Origin of the sequence: Ruegeria sp. (assembly GCF_965221235.1) — a bacterium.
Taxonomy (GTDB): Bacteria; Pseudomonadota; Alphaproteobacteria; order Rhodobacterales; family Rhodobacteraceae; genus Ruegeria.
In genome coordinates, this window is sequence record NZ_CBDCRS010000004.1 from 2,953,891 (window position 1) to 2,971,976 (window position 18,086).

At 59.6% G+C, this 18,086-nt stretch carries 14 protein-coding genes; 10 read left to right on the plus strand and 4 right to left on the minus strand.

Features of this window, described 5'->3' with window-relative positions; genetic code table 11:
- Window positions 1-23 precede the first annotated feature (23 nt).
- The gene (locus tag ACOQOY_RS18050; protein WP_420586724.1) at window positions 24-3,818 is read right to left on the minus strand and encodes an efflux RND transporter permease subunit; all 3,795 of its coding nucleotides are present in this window, start codon (window positions 3,816-3,818) and stop codon (window positions 24-26) included.
- Complete coding sequence (locus tag ACOQOY_RS18055) at window positions 3,815-5,047, minus strand: efflux RND transporter periplasmic adaptor subunit (RefSeq protein ID WP_420586725.1); 1,233 nt, start codon at window positions 5,045-5,047, stop codon at window positions 3,815-3,817. The genes ACOQOY_RS18050 and ACOQOY_RS18055 overlap by 4 nt, the downstream gene beginning before the upstream one ends.
- Window positions 5,048-5,271: 224 nt before the next feature.
- Here ACOQOY_RS18055 and ACOQOY_RS18060 point away from each other — a divergent pair, with 224 nt between their 5' ends.
- From ACOQOY_RS18060 to ACOQOY_RS18080, 5 genes are all read left to right on the plus strand, one after another.
- Complete coding sequence (locus tag ACOQOY_RS18060) at window positions 5,272-5,943, plus strand: hypothetical protein (protein WP_420586726.1); 672 nt, start codon at window positions 5,272-5,274, stop codon at window positions 5,941-5,943.
- A 39-nt stretch (window positions 5,944-5,982) separates the two neighbouring features.
- Window positions 5,983-7,305 (plus strand): PQQ-binding-like beta-propeller repeat protein, encoded by a 1,323-nt coding sequence (locus ACOQOY_RS18065; protein ID WP_420586727.1) that lies wholly within the window; start codon window positions 5,983-5,985, stop codon window positions 7,303-7,305.
- A 48-nt stretch (window positions 7,306-7,353) separates the two neighbouring features.
- Window positions 7,354-8,817, plus strand: coding sequence for a ribosome biogenesis GTPase Der (gene der, locus ACOQOY_RS18070; RefSeq protein WP_420586728.1), 1,464 nt, complete (start codon window positions 7,354-7,356; stop codon window positions 8,815-8,817).
- Window positions 8,818-8,980: 163 nt separating this feature from the next.
- Window positions 8,981-9,967 carry a fatty acid desaturase gene (locus ACOQOY_RS18075; protein WP_420586729.1) on the plus strand — a complete coding sequence of 329 codons (987 nt, stop codon included), beginning with the start codon at window positions 8,981-8,983 and terminating at the stop codon, window positions 9,965-9,967.
- Window positions 9,968-10,062: 95 nt separating this feature from the next.
- A complete protein-coding gene (locus ACOQOY_RS18080; protein WP_420586730.1) occupies window positions 10,063-10,680 on the plus strand; it encodes a helix-hairpin-helix domain-containing protein in 618 nt (205 codons plus the stop codon).
- 55 nt (window positions 10,681-10,735) lie between these two features.
- Here ACOQOY_RS18080 and serS read toward each other — a convergent pair whose 3' ends face one another.
- Both serS and ACOQOY_RS18090 read right to left on the minus strand, forming a co-directional pair.
- Window positions 10,736-12,028 (minus strand): serine--tRNA ligase, encoded by a 1,293-nt coding sequence (gene serS, locus ACOQOY_RS18085; RefSeq protein WP_420586731.1) that lies wholly within the window; start codon window positions 12,026-12,028, stop codon window positions 10,736-10,738.
- 71 nt (window positions 12,029-12,099) lie between these two features.
- Window positions 12,100-13,764: a mechanosensitive ion channel family protein gene (locus tag ACOQOY_RS18090; RefSeq protein ID WP_420586732.1), complete on the minus strand. Its 1,665-nt coding sequence runs from the start codon at window positions 13,762-13,764 to the stop codon at window positions 12,100-12,102.
- A gap of 202 nt (window positions 13,765-13,966) precedes the next feature.
- On the opposite strand from ACOQOY_RS18090, the gene yajC reads away from it, so the two are divergent.
- From yajC to ACOQOY_RS18115, 5 genes are read left to right on the plus strand one after another with little or no spacing between them, the layout of a single operon-like run.
- A complete protein-coding gene (gene yajC, locus ACOQOY_RS18095; protein ID WP_420586733.1) occupies window positions 13,967-14,254 on the plus strand; it encodes a preprotein translocase subunit YajC in 288 nt (95 codons plus the stop codon).
- Window positions 14,255-14,287: 33 nt separating this feature from the next.
- Window positions 14,288-15,949 (plus strand): protein translocase subunit SecD, encoded by a 1,662-nt coding sequence (gene secD, locus ACOQOY_RS18100; RefSeq protein WP_420586734.1) that lies wholly within the window; start codon window positions 14,288-14,290, stop codon window positions 15,947-15,949.
- 1 nt (window position 15,950) lies between these two features.
- Window positions 15,951-16,919: a protein translocase subunit SecF gene (secF, locus tag ACOQOY_RS18105; protein ID WP_420586735.1), complete on the plus strand. Its 969-nt coding sequence runs from the start codon at window positions 15,951-15,953 to the stop codon at window positions 16,917-16,919.
- On the plus strand, window positions 16,900-17,658 hold the full coding sequence (locus ACOQOY_RS18110) for a TSUP family transporter (RefSeq protein WP_420586736.1): 759 nt from the start codon (window positions 16,900-16,902) through the stop codon (window positions 17,656-17,658). The genes secF and ACOQOY_RS18110 overlap by 20 nt, the downstream gene beginning before the upstream one ends.
- Window positions 17,659-17,667: 9 nt before the next feature.
- Entirely contained in the window at window positions 17,668-18,021 is a 354-nt protein-coding gene (locus tag ACOQOY_RS18115; protein WP_420586737.1) for an Mth938-like domain-containing protein, read from the plus strand.
- Window positions 18,022-18,086 lie beyond the last annotated feature (65 nt).

The window sequence follows — 18,086 nt, forward strand, 5'->3', positions numbered from 1 at the left end:
AGCCTCGCGGCTCGCCATTTGCTTTATTCTGCCGCTTTCAGCGGCGGTGTTGGGGGGTGACCCGGATCTTGTCCGGGGTCGGCATCGGGCCGGGCAGGGGGTGTGTCGTCGTCCCAGACCACCTCGGTCGCCTGTGCCTGACGGATGGCTTTGCCGATGGCCATGTCCTGCGCGATCTGGCTGGAGCGTCCTGCCGTTGCGCGTGCCAGAACCCGGCCCAGCCAGACGGCGTAGGTCGAAACCCAGACCCGCAGCGCCAGCAGGGATGGTGTCACGATCAGCGTCAGGATCGTGGCGATGCCCAGTCCGAATACAACGGCTGTCGCCAGCTGCTTCCACCACAGCGCTGTGGGGCTGTCGATGGAATAGCCGCCGTTGATGAAGTCGAGCGCCAGGCCGAACATCATCGGCATCAGGCCAGCCATTGTGGTCAGCGTGGTCAGCAGAACCGGGCGAATACGCGCCTCGGCGGTGCGGACGATGGCCTCGATCCGGGGCATGTAGCGGCTGTATTCCTGATAGGTGTCGATCAAAACGATGTTGTTGTTCACCACGATCCCTGCCAGCGCCACGATGCCGGTTCCGGTCATGATGATCGAGAAAGGCTGCTGCATGACGATCATCCCGATCAGCACACCCGTGGTCGACAGCACAACGGCCAGCAGAACCAGCACCGAGTTGTAGAACGAGTTGAACTGAGCCAGAAGGATCACGAACATCAGTCCCAGCGCACCGAGGAAGGCGTTCATCAGGAAGGCACCGGATTCTTCCTGATCCTCTTGGTCGCCGGTCCATTCCCAGCTGACCGCGTTTGAGAACGGGTTGGCGCTCAGCCATTCGGTCAGAACCGCAATCCGTTCGTTTGGATTGATCAAGGCGAACCGCGCCTCGCCATCGGCGACCACCGTGCGCAGGTCATCAAGCGTTTCGGCACCGGTCAGCTGGAACAGATCATAAGAGGTTCCGTCCGGTGCCGTGAGCGCGGCCTCGCTGGTGTCTTCCCCGTCTTCAATTGCGCGGACCAGAGCCAGGCGTTGTTCGGTCCCGTCAGGGCCATCGACGACCACCTTAGACAGGCCGGGTTCGACATCCGCCTTGACGTCATAGTACCGCTGCTGGTCGATCCGGTTGATCTCGGCCAGTTTGGCGACAGGTTGGCGGGTGACAAAGTTGGACAGCGGCACCAGTCCGTCTGGCGTGCGAACCTTGAGCGTATCCAGCGTTGAAAGCACCCGGTCCTGTTCGGGCAGACGGACGCGAATTTCGACCTCTTCATCGGTGGTGTCGGGGCGCATCTCACCCAGCAGGATGCCGCGCGTGACGAGTTGCACCATGGCACCGACGGTGGCGACGTCTGCGCCGAACCGACCCGCTTTGGCCACATCCACGTCGATCTGCCAGTCAATGCCGGGCAGGGGCATGGTGTCTTCGATCTTGATCAGGCCGGGGGTTTCGTCAAACGCAGCGCGTGCGGCCTGGGTTGCGGTGGTCAGTTCCGCCCATCCGTCGCCCTTGATGCGCAGATGCACGGGCTTTGCCGAGGCAGGGCCTTGTTCCAAAGGCGTGATCTCGACAATGAAGCCGGGCAGCTTGGCAAGCTCGGCGTTCAGTTCATCCAGCACCACATCGCCGTCATATTCAGGAACGATGACTTCGCGTTCGATCAGGCCGAAAAACGCGGGTTCTGTCTGTTTCGGCCGATCTTCCCACGGGGTGATTTCGAACTGAACCCGTCCGACCGTATCGGCAGGTGCGGAGGCGCCGCCGTCATTTTGGGTCAGACCGCCTTCGCCGGCAAAGGCAAAGACGTTGGTGACGGCCGGGTGCGCTCCGATAACCTCTTCGGCGGCCAGAACCATTTCGTCTTTTTCATGCAGAGACAGGTTGCCCCGCGCCCGGACAAATGCTGTGGCCTGTTCCGGTTCAGTTTCGACAAAGAACTCGACCCCGCGGTTGTTGGCCATGAAATAGGTCATCACCGTCATGACGCAGAAGGCGACCACGATGATCGAAACAACGGGCATGATCGGATTGCCAACAAGGAATCGGATCACAGAGCCAAATCGGCTGTGCTCCCGCGCGGTGTGGACACGCTCTTCCGTGTGGCGCTCGATCTTGGCTGCGCTCAGCGTTACCGACCCGGCAAAGCCACCCAGCACGAACAGCAGCGCACCAAAGATCACGCCGCCTGAGGTGCCCTCGGGCAGCAGGTAGCCGGGGTTCAGCATCTGCATCGCGCCGAGGAAGATCATATACAGCGATGGCGGCACCAGAACTGCCCGCACCCACCACGGAGCCACACCGCGCAGCCAGTTGGAGGTTCGGTCGAAAGTCCGGCTGAGACGACCCGAGACACCGCCAACAACCGGCAGGTAGATCAGCGCAACGATCAGCGATGAGGACAGAACGAAGATCAGCGTGATCGGCAGCATCTTCATGAACTCACCCGGCACACCCGGCCAGAACAGCATCGGCAGAAATGCGCAGAGCGTCGTCGCGGTGGACGACACGATGGGCCAGAACATGCGCTGCGCCGCCTCGACATAGGCATGCATTGGACCGATGCCTTCCTTGATGCGCTTGTCGGCGTATTCCACCACCACGATCGCCCCATCAACCAGCATCCCCACGGCCAGGATCAGCCCGAACATCACCATGTTCGAGATGCTGACACCCATGATGGCCAGGAACGCAAAGCTCAGCAGGAACGAGGTCGGAATAGCAAAGCCCACCAGCAGTGCGGCGCGTGTCCCCAACGAGGCCAGAACAACGATCATCACCAGCGCGATAGCGGTCAGAACTGAATCTTCAAGCTGGCGTACCATCGAGGCGACGATGCGGCTTTGGTCGTTTGACGTGCCCACGTCCACCGCAGCGCGCAGTTCGGCGGGCCATTTTTCCTGCGCGGCGGCGAGGGTTTCCTTCACCTGCGCAACCGTGTCGATCAGGTTGAAGCCTTTGCGCTTGACCACTTGCAGCGCCACGGTGGATTCGGTGTCGAACCGGGCGGTGCCTTCGCGGTCTTCAAACGTGTAGTTGATCTGCGCCAGCTCACCCATGGTCACGACGCGGTCGCCGTTGACCTTGACGGGAAGGCTATAAACATCCTCGGCGGTTTTGAACGAAGACGGGATCTTGACCGAGAAGGTTCCCTGTTCGGTTTCAACCTCACCAGCGGCGATCAGTTGGTTGTTGTTGCGCACGACATTGATCAGTTCGTCCGCAGAGACGTTGTAAGCCTCAAGCCGCAGGGGGTCGATGATGACCTCAAGCAACTCATCCCGATTGCCTGCGATACCGGCCTCAAGCACCGAATCCAGCGCCTCAAGCTCGTCCTGCAAGTCTTTGGCGATGCGCGCCATTGTGCGTTCGGGGACGGCACCGGTCAGGTTCACGATGACAATCGGAAATTCCGACAGGTTGATTTCGGTCAGAGTGTATTGCTCGGCCCCTTCAGGGAAATCGGCCTGCGCGCTGTTCATCGCATCGCGCACATCGGCGGTGATTGCGGTTTTGTCCCAACCGAAATCAAACTCGAGCGCGATACCAGCATAACCTTCGGCGGCGGTGGCAGTCATCTCCTTGAGACCGTCCAGATCCGCCAGTTCGGTCTCCATCGGCTTGATCAAAAGGTTTTCTGCATCCTCAGCCGAGATGCCGGGGAACTGGACCGAGACGAACAGGGCCGGGATTTCGATATCCGGCTCGCCTTCTTTGGGCAGGCTGACATAAGCGAACCCGCCGATGACCAGCGAGATCGCGATAAAGGCCAGAACCATTCGGGCCCTGTCGGCGGCCCAGCCAACCAATCCCGTCATTGCGCGGCTTCCCGATAGGTGGGCCTGACCATGACGCCTTGTGTCACGAACTCCTGACCGATGACGATGACATCCGCAGATTCCGGCAGGCCATCGACCCAGACGCCTTGGGCGGTGTCGCGCAGCAGGCGGATCGGCATGAACTCAACCTTGTTGTCTGCCCCAACGGTGCGGACGCCGACCTGTCCGTCGTTGTTCAGGGTCAGCGAGGATTGCGGCAACAGATGTGCTTTTGCCCCTGCCGCCGAGATGCGGATATCAGCAGTTTGACCGTCGCGGATTGCCAGCTCGGGGTTTGGGACGGTGATCTCAACTTCGAAGGTGCGGGTTGTTTCATCCGCAGACCGGCTCAGGAAGGTCACACGCCCCCCGACCTCTAGTCCAGTGATCAGCCGGGCCGACGCCTCGGAGCCAACGATGATCTTGTTCACATCCGCTTCGGGTACGAACCCAACCAGCTTGATCGGGTCCAGCTGGATCACGGTGGCACACAGAGAGCCCGGCTGCATCAGGCTGCCCAGTTCGGCGGTGTCGCTTTCCAGCAGCCCCTTGAATGGGGCTTCGATGGTCTGGCGGTCAATTTCGCGCTGGGCCGCTTCAACCTCGGCGGTTGCGGCCTCGATCCCGGCGCGGGTGGCTTCCAGTCCTGCCTCGGCTGTCTTTACTCCGGCCTCAGCCGAGCGCATTGCGGCCTCGCTGGAAATCCGGCGGGTTTCCGAGCCAAAGCCGGTTTCCGAAAGCTTTTTGGCAGCCGTCAGATTGATCTCAGCTTCAGCGACCAGCGCGTGTGCTTCTTCTAACCGGGCCTCAGCCTCGGGGATGCGGCTTTCGGCCTCAAGCTTGGCGGCCATTGCCTCGGCCAGACTGGCGGGGCGGGTGCCGGGGTCCAGTTCACACAGCAGATCACCAGCTTCGACAAAAGCACCCCGGCGCTTGGGCTCTGACACGACGGTCGAGGTGGTTTCGGCCAAAACTTCGACCTGACGATTGGCCCGGGTCTGACCGCGCAGCAGCACGGCGCTGTCAATTTCGCGGGCTGTTGAGCGCAGAACGACCACGCCGATCGCATCCTGATCCTGCGCCGTACCGGATGCGGTGTCCGTCTGTGCAGCCGTATCGGTCTCGGCGTCGCCGCGGCCCGCGAAAGCAAACAGCGCGTCGCGTTCAAAGACCAGAAGGAACAGTGCACCAATCACCAAAAGCGCATTCACGAATGAAATTAATCGCATGCGGGGCCTCTCATAAAATTCATCGCCGATTGTGCGTCGGCGTACTTGTCTGAAAATGGGGTCAGACATGTATCATTTCTACGCTAAACTGAATAGTTCGGTTCACTTTTTTGCGCAAGGGTGGCGTGACGCCGCGAAAATGTGCGAATTCCGGCTCTTGGCTTAACAGGGGCACCGGGGTATGACATGGCGCCATAGCGCAGAACTAAGCCTGGGGAGCAGGGATGAGCGATACAGACAGTTTCATTGACGAGGTGACTGAAGAGGTCCGCCGCGATCGTCTGTTTTTGCTGCTGCGCCGCTGGGGGTGGGTTGGTGTTTTGGCCGTCGTTCTGATCGTCGGGGGCGCTGCGTTCAACGAAGTGCGCAAGGCGCGTATCGCCGGGCAGGCGCAAGATTTGGGTGATGCGATTCTGGCGGCGTTGTCGCAGAACGACTCGGCCGAGCGTGCCGCCAGCCTTGCAAATGTCGGTTCTGACGCGCCCGGAGGAGATGCGGTTCTGAACATGCTGCTGTCATCGGCACAGGTTGAGGCCGGATCGCGGCAAGAGGCGGTGGACAGTCTGAACGCCATCGCCACTCAGGGTGATCTACCCGAGATTTACCGCGCAATAGCCACGTTCAAGGCGTTGCTGCTGCAAACCGAAACACTGCCAGCCGCAGATCGCCGCCAGCAGTTCGAGGCACTTGCCGCGCCGGGCGCGCCTCTGCGCCTGCTGGCCGAAGAGCAACTGGCCCTGATCGACGTCTCCGAAGGCAATGTGGATGCCGCAATCGAGCGGTTGCAGGCCCTACGTCAGGACGCTGAAATCAGCATTGATCTGCAACAACGCGCGGCGCAGCTGATCGTGGCGCTTGGTGGCGAACCGGAACCTCTGGTCGCCCGGCAGGGCTGAACCGGCGGCGTTTAGTATGACAGGCGAGTTCGGAGTATCATGGTGACTAGTCTCTTTTCCCGCATAGGATTGTCGGTTGCGGCCCTTTCTCTGACTGCGCTTGCCGCCTGTGAAGAGCCCGAGAACATCCTGCCGGGTGCCCGCGAGGATATCCGCCCCGCATCAGACACCGAAACGGTTGAGACACAGGGCGCCAAACCGATCAGCCTGCCGTCCCAAAGCGCCAATGCGAACTGGACACAAAGCGCCGGTACGCCCGCCTACCGGACCAACAATGCCGCCTTGCGTGCGACCCCGCAGCGGATCTGGTCCGCTTCGATCGGCAAGGGAGATTCGCGCAAGCAGCGCATCACGGCAGAGCCGGTTGTCGCAAATGGTCTGATTTACACATTGGATTCCGGCGCGACCGTATCGGCGGTGTCGTTGCAGGGACAGCGGGTGTGGGACACCACGCTGATCCCGCCGACCGACGGTGACGAGGATGCGACGGGCGGCGGATTGGCCTATGCCAACGGTGTGCTTTACGTGTCTTCGGGTTTTGGGCGTCTGACGGCGCTGGATGCGAAATCCGGCGCGATCAAATGGCAAAAACGCCTGAACGCAACAGGCAGCGGTGCGCCGCTGGTCAATGATGGCCTGCTGTATCTGGTCGCCGGGGATGAAACCGGCTGGACCATTGATGCCAAAGACGGTCGCATCGCGTGGCAGGTTCAGAGTACACCCAGCGTGGGTAACGTGCTGGGCGCTCCGGCCCCGGTCATCGCGTCGGACTTTGCGGTCTTTGCCTTCGGCTCGGGCGACATCAGCGCGGCCTTCCGTCGGGGCGGCATCCGCCGTTGGAGCGCATCGGTCGCAGGTGGCCGTCGCGGGCGCGCGGCGGGGCAGATCGTCGACGTCACCGGCGGGCCGATGGTCGTGGGCGACACGATCTATATCGGCAATCATTCCGGCCGCACAGTCGCGTTCGATGCCAACACGGGCGAGCGTAAATGGACCGCCAGCGAAGGTGCCGTCGATACGGTCTGGCCAGCGGGCAACAGCATTTTTCTGATCAGCGACCGCAGCCAGCTGGTGCGGCTGAACACCGCGGATGGCTCTGTTGTCTGGGCGCAGGATCTGCCGGGCTTCGTCAAGGACAAGCCGGGCCGCCGTGGTCCGATCTTTGCCCACTATGGCCCGATTCTGGCGGGAGGTCGCATCGTGGTTGCCTCGAATGACGGCTTCCTGCGGTTTTACAGCCCGGTTGACGGAACCTTGGTTTACACGGTCGAAGTTCCCGGCGGCGCGACCACGGCCCCGGTTGTCGCCGGGCAGACCTTGTACGTCGTATCGGCCAAAGGTGATCTACACGCTTTCCGTTGACGAAAAGATGCGCTAAAGGGCGCGTCTGAGTCTTGAAAGAATGGTATCATGTCGCTGACCCTCGCCATCGTGGGGCGCCCGAATGTGGGCAAATCCACACTGTTCAATCGCCTAGTGGGCAAACGTCTGGCTCTGGTCGACGACCAGCCCGGCGTAACGCGTGACCTGCGCGAAGGCGAAGGGCGTCTGGGCGATCTGCGCTTTACCGTGATCGACACGGCGGGGCTTGAGGACGCGACCGATGACAGCCTTCAGGGCCGGATGCGCCGATTGACCGAGCGTGCGGTGGACATGGCCGATGTCTGCCTGTTCATGATCGACGCGCGCGTGGGGCTTACGCCGACCGATGAGATGTTCGCCGAGATTCTGCGCAAACGCTCGAAACACGTGATCCTGGCAGCCAACAAGGCCGAAGGCAGCGCGGCCGATGCCGGTGTCCTGGAAGCCTACAACCTGGGTCTGGGCGAGCCGGTACGCCTGTCGGGCGAGCATGGTGAGGGGATGACCGACCTCTATGCGCAGTTGATGCCTCTGGCCGATGCGGCTGAGGAAAAGGCCGAAGACGACGCGCCTGAGACTGATATCGAACTGGATGAGGATGGTGAGGGCGAAGCGCCTCTGATCACGGCGGCTAAGCCTTTGCAGGTCGCTGTCGTCGGGCGTCCGAATGCCGGAAAATCTACTCTGATCAATAAGATCATCGGCGAAGATCGCCTGCTGACAGGCCCCGAGGCCGGGATCACACGCGACGCCATCAGCCTACGGATCGACTGGGCCGACCCGGATGGCGACAGCACTCCGATGCGGATTTTCGACACTGCCGGGATGCGCAAAAAAGCCAAGGTGCAGGAGAAGTTGGAGAAACTCTCGGTTTCTGACGGTCTGCGCGCGGTGAAATTTGCTGAGGTGGTCGTGGTTCTGCTGGACGCTGCGATTCCGTTTGAACAGCAGGACCTGCGCATTGCCGATCTGGCCGAGCGTGAGGGCCGTGCCGTGGTGGTCGCCGTCAACAAATGGGACATCGAAGAGGATAAGCAGGAAAAGCTGCGCGACCTGAAAGAGTCGTTCGAGCGTCTGCTGCCGCAACTGCGCGGCGCGCCTCTGATTACGGTTTCGGCGAAAACCGGGCGAGGGTTGGAACGCCTGCGCGCCGCCATCTTGCGCGCCCATGACGTCTGGAACCGGCGTGTGCCAACTGCCGCGTTGAACCGCTGGCTGACCGCGATGGTGGAACAGCACCCGCCGCCAGCCCCGCAGGGCCGCCGGATCAAGCTGCGTTACATGACACAGGCCAAGACCCGTCCGCCGGGATTTGTGGTGATGTGCTCGCATCCGGACAAGATGCCCGACAGCTATACCCGCTATCTGGTCAACGGTTTGCGCCAGGATTTCGACATGCCGGGAACGCCGATCCGTCTGACGTTGCGCGGGCAGGGCGACAAGAACCCCTATAAGGGGCGGCGTAAGAAAAACGCGGGCGCGTTGGCCAAACATCTTAAAGGCCGCGCGTAACTGCGCCAATTTTCAGCATTTTTGCTTGAGGGGCGTGACAGCCCCTTTGCCGCAGGCTAGCATTCACCTGCGTGCATTTGTTTTTGCGCGGGCTGCTTGTATATGAGTAAAACGCAAATAGTTTCGATTTGAGATTACCGGGCCATACGTGGGGACAGGCTGAATGAATTTGCGGGAATACACACGACATTATGCGGTGCAGGACAATCGTCTGGCCGCGCTTAGCTATTTTGGCACATTTGCGGTGTATTTCGCCTCGCTGACATTGGCGGTAGTTTATGTGGACCGCTGGTACATCATGGTTCCGGCTGGCGTGGTCTTTGCCTTCTCGGCGGTGCGCCTGTACGTACTGCAACATGATTGCGGGCACCATTCCCTGTTCGAAACACGGCAGCAGAATGAATGGGCCGGGCATGGGCTATCGCCTTTCACCTTCGCTCCGTTCGAAGTGATGAAGCAGAACCACAACCTGCACCACGCGGGCATTGGCAATCTGGAACATCGCGAAACCGGCGAAATTCACACAATGACGCTGCGCGAATGGAATACGGCGGATTGGAAAACACGTTTATACTACCGGCTTTACCGCAATCCGTTCATCCTTGTCCCTGTGGGGGCGCTGTTCACGTATTTCATTCGGTATCGTTGGCCTAAGAACACCGTGCGGTTCGGTGTGATGGGTGTTTTGCTGCACAACCTGTCGATCGTGATCTTCCTTGGGCTGCTCTATCTGATTGCCGGGACAACGGGTATTCTGGTCTGGCTAATCTTCTCGCTGCTGGGCGGGATGCTGGGTGTTTTCCTTGTCTACCTGCAACATAACTTTGAGGACACCTACTGGGACCGTCGCCCTGATCTGGACCCGCAACTGGCGGCGTTGCAGGGATCGTCGGCTTTGGATTTTGGCTGGTGGTTCGACAACGCAGTGGCTTGCATTACGTTGCACGACATCCACCATTTCAACGCGCGCATCCCGTCTTATCGGCTGCGTGCCTGCCACTATAACCTGCCGCCCGAATACACACCGCGCCGGATCAAGTTCCCCGAGGCGGTGGCGGCACTGAACCTGAAACTTTGGGATGAGGATGCAAAACGCCTTGTTCCGTTCCCAAAAAAGGACCGAACCGGCAATCTGGTCCCGAGTAATTAACCCCTGAACGCTGTTTAGACCGTCAAGCGGCTTGCCGATGTGTATATCCAGTGTATATGCATATAGCGGACAGGGAGAAAAAGGAAGGACGTGTAATGACCGCAGTGACCGAAGTAAAAGGTGTGGGTGAGGCGCTGGCAAAGGCGCTGAGTGCCAATGGCTTCAAAACCGCCGAAGCCATCGCCAAGGCGAACCCGGCTGATCTGGTCAAAGTCCCGCGCATTGGTGCGGCTCGTGCGTCCGTTCTGATCGCTGCTGCGAAAGAGGCAATTGCGACCAAGCCCGCAGCAGACAAAACGGCAGCGAAGCCCGCTGCCCGGAAGCAGGCGGCAGCGAAACCTGCAACGCGCCGCGCACCCGCGCGCAAGACTGCCGCGCGCCGGTCAACGGCCCGCAAAACCGTCGCTGCTGCTGCTGCCGAAAAGCGTGCGGAAGAAGCTGCGCGCAAGGCTGCCGAAGAAAAAGCCGCCGCTGAGGCTGCCGAGGCCAAGGCACGCAAGAAGGCCAAGGCGAAAGCCAAGGCCGAGAAAGCTGCCAAAAAGCTGCAAGAGATGGAGGCCAAGTTCTCGAAGGCCAAGGACAAGGTGAAGGCCAAGGCCAAGAAGGACAAAAAGTCCAAAAAGGACGACAAGAAAAAATCTGAGTCCAAAAAAGACAAGAGCAAGGACAAAAAGAAAGACAAAAAGAAGGATAAGAAAAAGGCGAAGAAGTAAGTCGTCTTCGCCCTGTTTTTTGTCAGACCGGCGCTCGCACAAGCGCCGGTTTTTTTTATGCCAGTGTTCCGTCTGTTTGCAGGGTGCGCCTGCCGCCCAGATAGGGGGCCAGAACCTCGGGCAGGGTCACGGTGCCGTCCGCGTTCTGACCGTTCTCCAGCACCGCAATCAGGCAGCGTCCAACCGCCAGACCCGAGCCGTTCAGGGTGTGAACATATTCCGGTTTGCCGCCGCCTTCGGGGCGGAAACGGGCGTTCATGCGGCGGGCCTGAAACGCGCCAGTGGTCGAGACCGAGCTGATCTCACGATAGGTGTTTTGACCGGGCAGCCACGCTTCGATATCGAAGGTGCGGCGCGCGCCAAAACCCATGTCTCCGGTACACAGGACGACTGTACGGTAGGGGATGCCCAACTGCTCCAGCAGGTCCTCGGCACAACGCAGCATGCGCTTTTGTTCGTCATCCGACTTATCGGGATGGGTGATTGAGACCATCTCGACCTTTTCGAACTGGTGCTGACGCAGCATACCGGCGGTGTCCTTGCCTGCACTGCCGGCCTCAGACCGGAAGCAAGCAGTGTGGGCGGTCATGCGGATGGGCAGGGCGGCCTCGTCCAGAATGTCACCGGCCACCGAATAGGTCAGCGTCACCTCAGAGGTCGGGATCAGCCACCAGCCATTGGTGGTCTGATAGCTGTCATCGCCGAATTTCGGCAGTTTGTCGGTGCCGTACATCGCCTCATCCCGGACCAGAACCGGGGTCTGCATCTCGGTCAGGCCGTTCTTGTCGATATGGGTGTCCAGCATGAACTGGGCTAGCGCACGGTGAATGCGAGCCACGCCTTTCGACAGGTTCACGAAGCGGCTGCCGCTGGTCTTGGCAGCGGTTTCAAAGTCCATAGCAGCAGCGACGGCGGGAATGTCGAAATGCTCTTTCGGGGCAAAGTCAAAGTCGCGGGGGTTGCCCCAGCGGTTCACCTCGACATTGTCATCCTCATCCGCACCTTGTGGTACGTCTTCAGCCGGAACGTTAGCGATGCGGGCCAATTGGTCGATCAGCAATGCGTCGAGGTCCTTGGCCTCGTTCTGCATCCTGGCGACTTCGGCCTTTTTCTCGGATACCAGAGCGCGCAAGCGTTCAAACTCCGCCTCATCTCCACGGGCTTTGGCTGCACCAACCTCTTTGGAGGCTTTGTTCTGTTCGGCCTGCGCGGTCTCGGCGGCCAGAATCTTGGCCCGGCGGCTTTCGTCCAGCCTCAGCAAGTCCGACGACACCGGCGCGTCCCCACGGCGCGCAAGGGCGGCGTCGAAGGCGTCAGGGTTTTCGCGAATGGCGCGGATGTCGTGCATGGTTCAGATCCTTAATGCGTGAATCACTAAGGTCGCTTATGCACCATCTGATTGGCGGGGTGTAGCACCGGTTACGGTTTATCCGCATCCTCGTGTGTTTCGTGCGCCAGATGGCCATCCCATTCCTCGGCCGGGATCTTCGGCTCGGGTGGATCGGCCATGTAAGAGGGCGTCATGATCTGCACGTTATTCTCGTTGAACACCGCCACAATGTTGCGATGCAGGTCCGACCGGATTTTCGGAATGATACTGCCGCGCGTCGTATAGCCGTTGATCTGATAGTTGATCGCGTAATCGGCCAGCGCGGTCCACAAAACAAAAGGTTCGGGCTTGGCCTTGATCCCCTTGGTGCGGTTGGCGGCTTCGATCAGCATCGCCTCGACCTTTTCAGGGGGCTCTTCATAGCCAATTCCGACGGTGGTGTGCAGCAACAGCCCGCTACCATCGGTTTTCTTTGAGAAATTCACCACGTCCGAGTTCATCAGCTGCGCGTTGGGGATCGAGATCAGCTCATTCTTGATGGACTTCAGGTGCGTCTCCATCAGCTTGATCTGTACCACGTCGCCGATGTGCTCCCCTATTTGGATACGGTCCCCAATCGAAGTTGACCGTCGGTAGATCACAAACAGCCCAGCCAGCATGTTCGACACGACCGAGTTTGCGCCCAGCGACAGCATCGCGCCGACCAAAATGGTCAGGCCCTGAAACGCTGCCGAATCTGAGCCCGGAATGTAAGGCACCGCAAAGACCAGAGCGATCAGGATGACGACCACGCGGGCGATGTTGAAGGTCGGGCTGACCCAGTGTTTTTCGAAATCACCAAGGTCGAAAGAACCGGCCTCAACCGCGTCAAAGAACACTCGCATCCCCTTGATAATATACATCGTTACCCAGATGATCAGACCCAGCATGATCATGTTGGGGAAGTAGCTGAGAATACCTTTGAAGATCAGCAGGACGGGTTCGGTCAGATAAGTGAGGAGCAGCTGCGCGAAATAGCGGGTTTCGGCAAAGGCCAGCAGGACGAAAGACAGATAGTAATAAAACCCTAGGAAGAAGATGATCAGCAGAACGAAATTCAGCCCGTACCGGACCAGCGCGGCGATTGCTTCGGCCTGAACGCTTTTGGCGGTGGCGGTCTCGACATCCTTGAGGTGGCGTTTGACAAATTTCAGTGTCTTGCGCCGTATTCGGCGGTGCAACCACAGGATGGCTACGACAAATACCACAAAGCCGAACGTCCAGGCGGCGGCCTCGATTGCGCCAGAAACGCGCGCCTGATCGGTTCGGTTCAAGCGATAGGCTTCGATGGATTGTTTTATCGCACTGCCGTGCAGCACGCTGAGGACGCTCAACTCCATCTGGTCCAGTTCGGCATCGGCCTCTGTGACGATGGATATTCTCTCTCCGTCGGCCAGAATCCAGATGCCGAACTCGGTCTCTTCATAGGTGATCTCAACCGAGGGCGCGTCCGAGGCTTCGGCAATCTCTATGATCTTGTTCTGCACACCTTCTGCACGCTCGGGTGCGGGCAGGGCGCTGGAGCCGCGGACCTGAAACAATACGTCCCCATCCACGATGACCGGAGCCATGAATGCTTCGGTCTCTGAGACCTCAGATGCAGGGGCATCAACGGGTAATTCCTGCGCCAGGACCGGGCCCGCAGACCACAGGCCCCACACCAGTGCGGTCAGCAAATAAAGTAACAAAAGGAAAGGCTTGAATTGCCGTGCCATATGTCCCCCCTACCATGAACTATACCCGGTTTCCGCTTTCTTCCTAGGACATATCTGCAACGCTTTATATGTAGATGCCGTGCCGCGATCGAATTCAGGTGGGACACAGCGCCGCCTTTGCTTGCAAAGGGGCAACTCAAAGCATAGGTTCTCGCCAAATTTGCGGAGCCTATCCGCAGTACCAAACCAAAAGGAATATCCCATGGAAGGTGGCGAAATCGCCCAGTTTCTCCCGCTGATCCTGATCTTCGCGATCATGTATTTCCTGCTGATCCGTCCGCAGCAGAAGAAGATGAAGGAACACCAAGCCATGGTCGAGGCCGTGCGCCGGGGCGATCAGGTGGTCACTCAGGGTGGCCTGATCGGTAAGGTGTCGAAGGTCAAGGAAGGCGAGAACGAGATCGAGGTCGAACTGGCCGAGAACGTCAAGGTCCGTGTGGTCAAATCGACCATCGCTCAGGTTCTGAACAAGACCGAACCGGCGAAGTAACTTCGCGCGACAATTCCTTGAAAAGGCAGGGTAATGCTGCAAATTGATACCTGGAAGCGGGTTCTGATCTGGTCGGTCTGCGTGATCGGTCTGCTCATGGCCCTGCCGAATGCGTTTTACACGCGCGTCGAGCAATCCAACGATGCCAAGGCCGCGATTGAGCTTGGCATCGACACCCCTGAGATGCAGGCCGAGGCGGCGCAATGGCCGAACTGGCTGCCGTCTTCTTTGGTCAATCTGGGCCTCGACCTGCGGGGCGGTGCGCATCTGCTGGCCGAAGTGAAGGTCGAAGATGTCTACGAATCCCGGATGGAGGCGATGTGGCCGGAAATCCGCGATGCCCTGCGGGACGAACGCGCAACCGTCGGCACCATCCGCAAACAGGACTCGGCACCGGATGAGATTCGCGTCCGTATCAGCCAGCCCGAGGGCATGTCCCGCGCGCTGGAAGTTGTGCGCGGTCTGGCCCGTCAAGTTCAGACCCTGACCGGGGTGGGGGCGACCGACATCGAAGCCCGCGCCGAGGGTGACACAATTGTTGTGCAGCTGTCTGAAGCCGAGAAACTGGCCTCGGACGATCGCACCGTGCGTCAGGCGCTGGAAATCATCCGCCGCCGGATTGACGAGGTCGGTACCCGTGAGCCGACCATTCAGCGCCAAGGCGCGGACCGTATCCTGATTCAGGTGCCGGGCATCGGCAGCGCGGGTGAACTCAAAGAGATCATCGGCACCACCGCACAGCTGACCTTTAACCCGGTTGCTGGGCGTGGAAGTGACCCGGATACCGTACCGGGCGTTGGTCAAAAAGTTGTGCCGTCCATTGACGAAGACGGAGTGTATTACACTCTCGACGCCGCCCCCGTCGTCACCGGCGAGGAGCTGGTCGACGCGCAGCCTTCCTTCGACCAGAACGGCCGCCCGGCGGTCAGCTTCCGGTTCAACACCTCTGGCGCGCGTAAATTCGGCGACTACACGCTGGAAAACATTGGTGCGCCCTTTGCCATCGTGCTGGATGACGAAGTGATCTCGGCGCCTGTGATCCAAAGCCACATTCCCGGTGGGTCGGGCATCATCACCGGCAACTTTACCGTTGAGGAAAGCACCAATCTGGCGGTCCTATTGCGCGCTGGTGCGCTGCCTGCGGGGATGGAGTTTCTTGAAGAACGCACCATTGGCCCCGAGCTTGGGCAGGACAGCATTGACGCAGGTAAAGTCGCTACTATTGTTGCCTTTGTCGCGGTGCTGACGTTCATGGCGCTCAGCTATGGTCTGTTCGGCGTGTTCGCCAATATCGCGCTGATCGTCAACGTGGGTCTGCTGTTTGGTCTGTTGTCACTGATCGGAGCGACGCTGACCCTACCGGGTATCGCCGGGATCGTTCTGACGGTTGGTATGGCAGTGGATGCCAACGTTCTGATCTTTGAACGGATTCGCGAGGAACTGAAATCCGCCAAAGGCCCGGCCCGCGCGATTGAGCTGGGCTATGAAAAGGCGCTGTCGGCCATTCTGGACGCCAACGTCACCACATTCATTACGGCCGTTATCCTGTTCGCCATGGGCAGCGGGCCGGTGCGCGGCTTTGCCATCACGCTGGGTCTGGGTATCCTGACCTCGGTCTTCACCGCGATTTTTGTGACCCGCCTGATGATTGTGATGTGGTTTGAACGCCGCCGTCCGAAAATGATCGAGGTTTGACATGAGACTGAAACTCGTACCCCAGAACACCTCGTTCGACTTCTTTAGCCGCTGGAAGATCTGGCTGGGCATCTCGGGCCTGATGATGGTGATCGCCTTCACATCTTTCATGCTGCAAGGGCTGAACTTCGGCATCGACTTCCGGGGCGGTACTGAGATTCGCACCAAAAGCGCTGAGACAATCGATATCGGCATATATCGCGATGCTCTTGTTCCACTGGAACTAGGCGATGTGACAATTGTCGAAATTTTTGACCCAACTTTTGGGCCAGATGAAAACGTCGCGATGATCCGTATTCAAGCGCAGGCAGACTCGGAAGCAGTAACTGCATCAACGGTAACCGCAATTGAAGACGCTCTGGTTGCTGCCGTGCCGGGTCTAAAAATCGAATCCGTCGAATCCGTGGGACCCAAAGTGTCAGGCGAGCTGATCCAAACTGCCGTGATCGCGGTGGTCCTCGCTATCGGAGCGGTGCTTGTCTACATCTGGCTGCGGTTCGAATGGCAATTTGCGCTGGGGGCCGTTGCCGCGCTGGTGCATGACGTGATCCTGACCATCGGCATCTTCTCGGAACTGCAAATCCGCTTCGATCTCGCGATCATCGCAGCGCTGCTGACCATCGTGGGCTACTCACTGAATGACACCGTGGTGGTCTTCGACCGCGTGCGAGAGAACCTGCGGAAATACAAAAAGAAAGACCTGAAAGAGGTCCTCAACATCTCGATCAACGAAACCCTCAGCCGGACGGTGATGACCTCGGTTACCACACTGTTGGCGCTGATCTCGCTGTATGTGCTGGGCGGGGACGTGATCCGCGGCTTTGTCTTCGCGATGATCTGGGGTGTGATCGTGGGGACTTATTCCTCGGTCTTTGTGGCCTCGACCATCCTGCTGTGGCTGGGGGTCAAGCGCGACTGGTCCAAGCCGTCGAACACAGCCGGTAACCAGTTTGCCAATATCGACGCCTGAGTATTTCGGCCAGTCCCCAACGGGGCTGGCCGTCATCCTTTTTGCCGCTTTCCTGAGCGGAGTGGTGCGCGGCTTCTCTGGCTTTGGCACCGCGCTGATCTTTCTGCCTATTGCTACACCTTATCTTGGCCCGTTCGGCGCGCTAATTGGCCTGACCATCATGGACATCTTCGGGCCGCTACCGAACCTGCGGCGGGCGTGGAGCGTTGTGCATCGCAAGGATCTGGCGCGCCTACTTGCGGGTTGCGTGCTTCTTTTGCCGGTTGGGTTGTGGGTGCTCACGTTGGTCGCGCCCGAAGTGTTCCGCTATGCCGTGAGCCTGCTGGCCCTGTTCATGCTCGCCGTTCTGATCCTTGGTTTGCGATATAACGGACATGTGGGCCGCACGATGGTCACAGGCATCGGCGCAGCAGCAGGGTTTTTAGGCGGCGTCGCGGGTTTGCCGGGGCCGGCTGTCATCCTGTTCTACATGTCGCGCCCCGTACCGGTTGAGGTGATCCGAGCCACGATCCTGCTGTTTCTGTTTGGTTTCGATTTCTTGCTTTTGGGATATCTGACCGGGATGGACCGCATTACCTGGTCCAGCGCGGTGCTGGGTCTTCTCCTTGCGGTGCCAAATCTTGCGGGCAATTGGCTGGGCGGATGGCTGTTCCGACCTGACCGAGAAAAAGCCTATCGCGCCGCTGCCTATCTTGCGATTGCGCTTGCAGCCTTGTCCGGCCTACCGCTTTGGGGATAGAAGACGCCCATGCGCTTGAATGAGATCACCTATAACAACGCGGCACCTGTAGATGGCTACGGCCCCGGCTTTTTTCGGATCGGCGGACAGGTTTTTGAGGGGGCGGTCCTGACTGGCCCCTCCGGAACTATCGCTTGGGGTGGATATTCGGACACCGCGCCTCTGCTTGACCTGTCCGAGGTCGTGGACGTTCTGTTCATCGGCACGGGCGCGGACCTTGCGCATATCCCCACGGACCTGCGCACGAGCTTGGAAAGCGCTGGGATCGGTGTCGAGATCATGAACTCCCCGGCCGCGTGTCGGACCTACAACGTACTGCTTTCCGAGGGCCGCCGCATAGCACTCGCACTTATCCCCGCGTAACGGGATCCCCTTTCATCTGGTTAATAATTCCACGGGAAGCGCCCATTGTTGCGCCATTGGTTCGA

What these genes read in the sequence shown, in the direction of transcription:
- secD (WP_420586734.1), top strand. Translation starts at nt 14,288, where the DNA reads ATGCTGCAAATTGATACCTGGAAGCGGGTTCTGATCTGGTCGGTCTGC.
- ACOQOY_RS18075 (WP_420586729.1), top strand. Translation starts at nt 8,981, where the DNA reads ATGAATTTGCGGGAATACACACGACATTATGCGGTGCAGGACAATCGT.
- yajC (WP_420586733.1), top strand. Translation starts at nt 13,967, where the DNA reads ATGGAAGGTGGCGAAATCGCCCAGTTTCTCCCGCTGATCCTGATCTTC.
- ACOQOY_RS18065 (WP_420586727.1), top strand. Translation starts at nt 5,983, where the DNA reads ATGGTGACTAGTCTCTTTTCCCGCATAGGATTGTCGGTTGCGGCCCTT.
- ACOQOY_RS18115 (WP_420586737.1), top strand. Translation starts at nt 17,668, where the DNA reads ATGCGCTTGAATGAGATCACCTATAACAACGCGGCACCTGTAGATGGC.
- ACOQOY_RS18050 (WP_420586724.1), bottom strand. Translation starts at nt 3,818, where the DNA reads ATGACGGGATTGGTTGGCTGGGCCGCCGACAGGGCCCGAATGGTTCTG.
- secF (WP_420586735.1), top strand. Translation starts at nt 15,951, where the DNA reads ATGAGACTGAAACTCGTACCCCAGAACACCTCGTTCGACTTCTTTAGC.
- ACOQOY_RS18080 (WP_420586730.1), top strand. Translation starts at nt 10,063, where the DNA reads ATGACCGCAGTGACCGAAGTAAAAGGTGTGGGTGAGGCGCTGGCAAAG.
- der (WP_420586728.1), top strand. Translation starts at nt 7,354, where the DNA reads ATGTCGCTGACCCTCGCCATCGTGGGGCGCCCGAATGTGGGCAAATCC.
- ACOQOY_RS18090 (WP_420586732.1), bottom strand. Translation starts at nt 13,764, where the DNA reads ATGGCACGGCAATTCAAGCCTTTCCTTTTGTTACTTTATTTGCTGACC.
- ACOQOY_RS18055 (WP_420586725.1), bottom strand. Translation starts at nt 5,047, where the DNA reads ATGCGATTAATTTCATTCGTGAATGCGCTTTTGGTGATTGGTGCACTG.
- serS (WP_420586731.1), bottom strand. Translation starts at nt 12,028, where the DNA reads ATGCACGACATCCGCGCCATTCGCGAAAACCCTGACGCCTTCGACGCC.
- ACOQOY_RS18060 (WP_420586726.1), top strand. Translation starts at nt 5,272, where the DNA reads ATGAGCGATACAGACAGTTTCATTGACGAGGTGACTGAAGAGGTCCGC.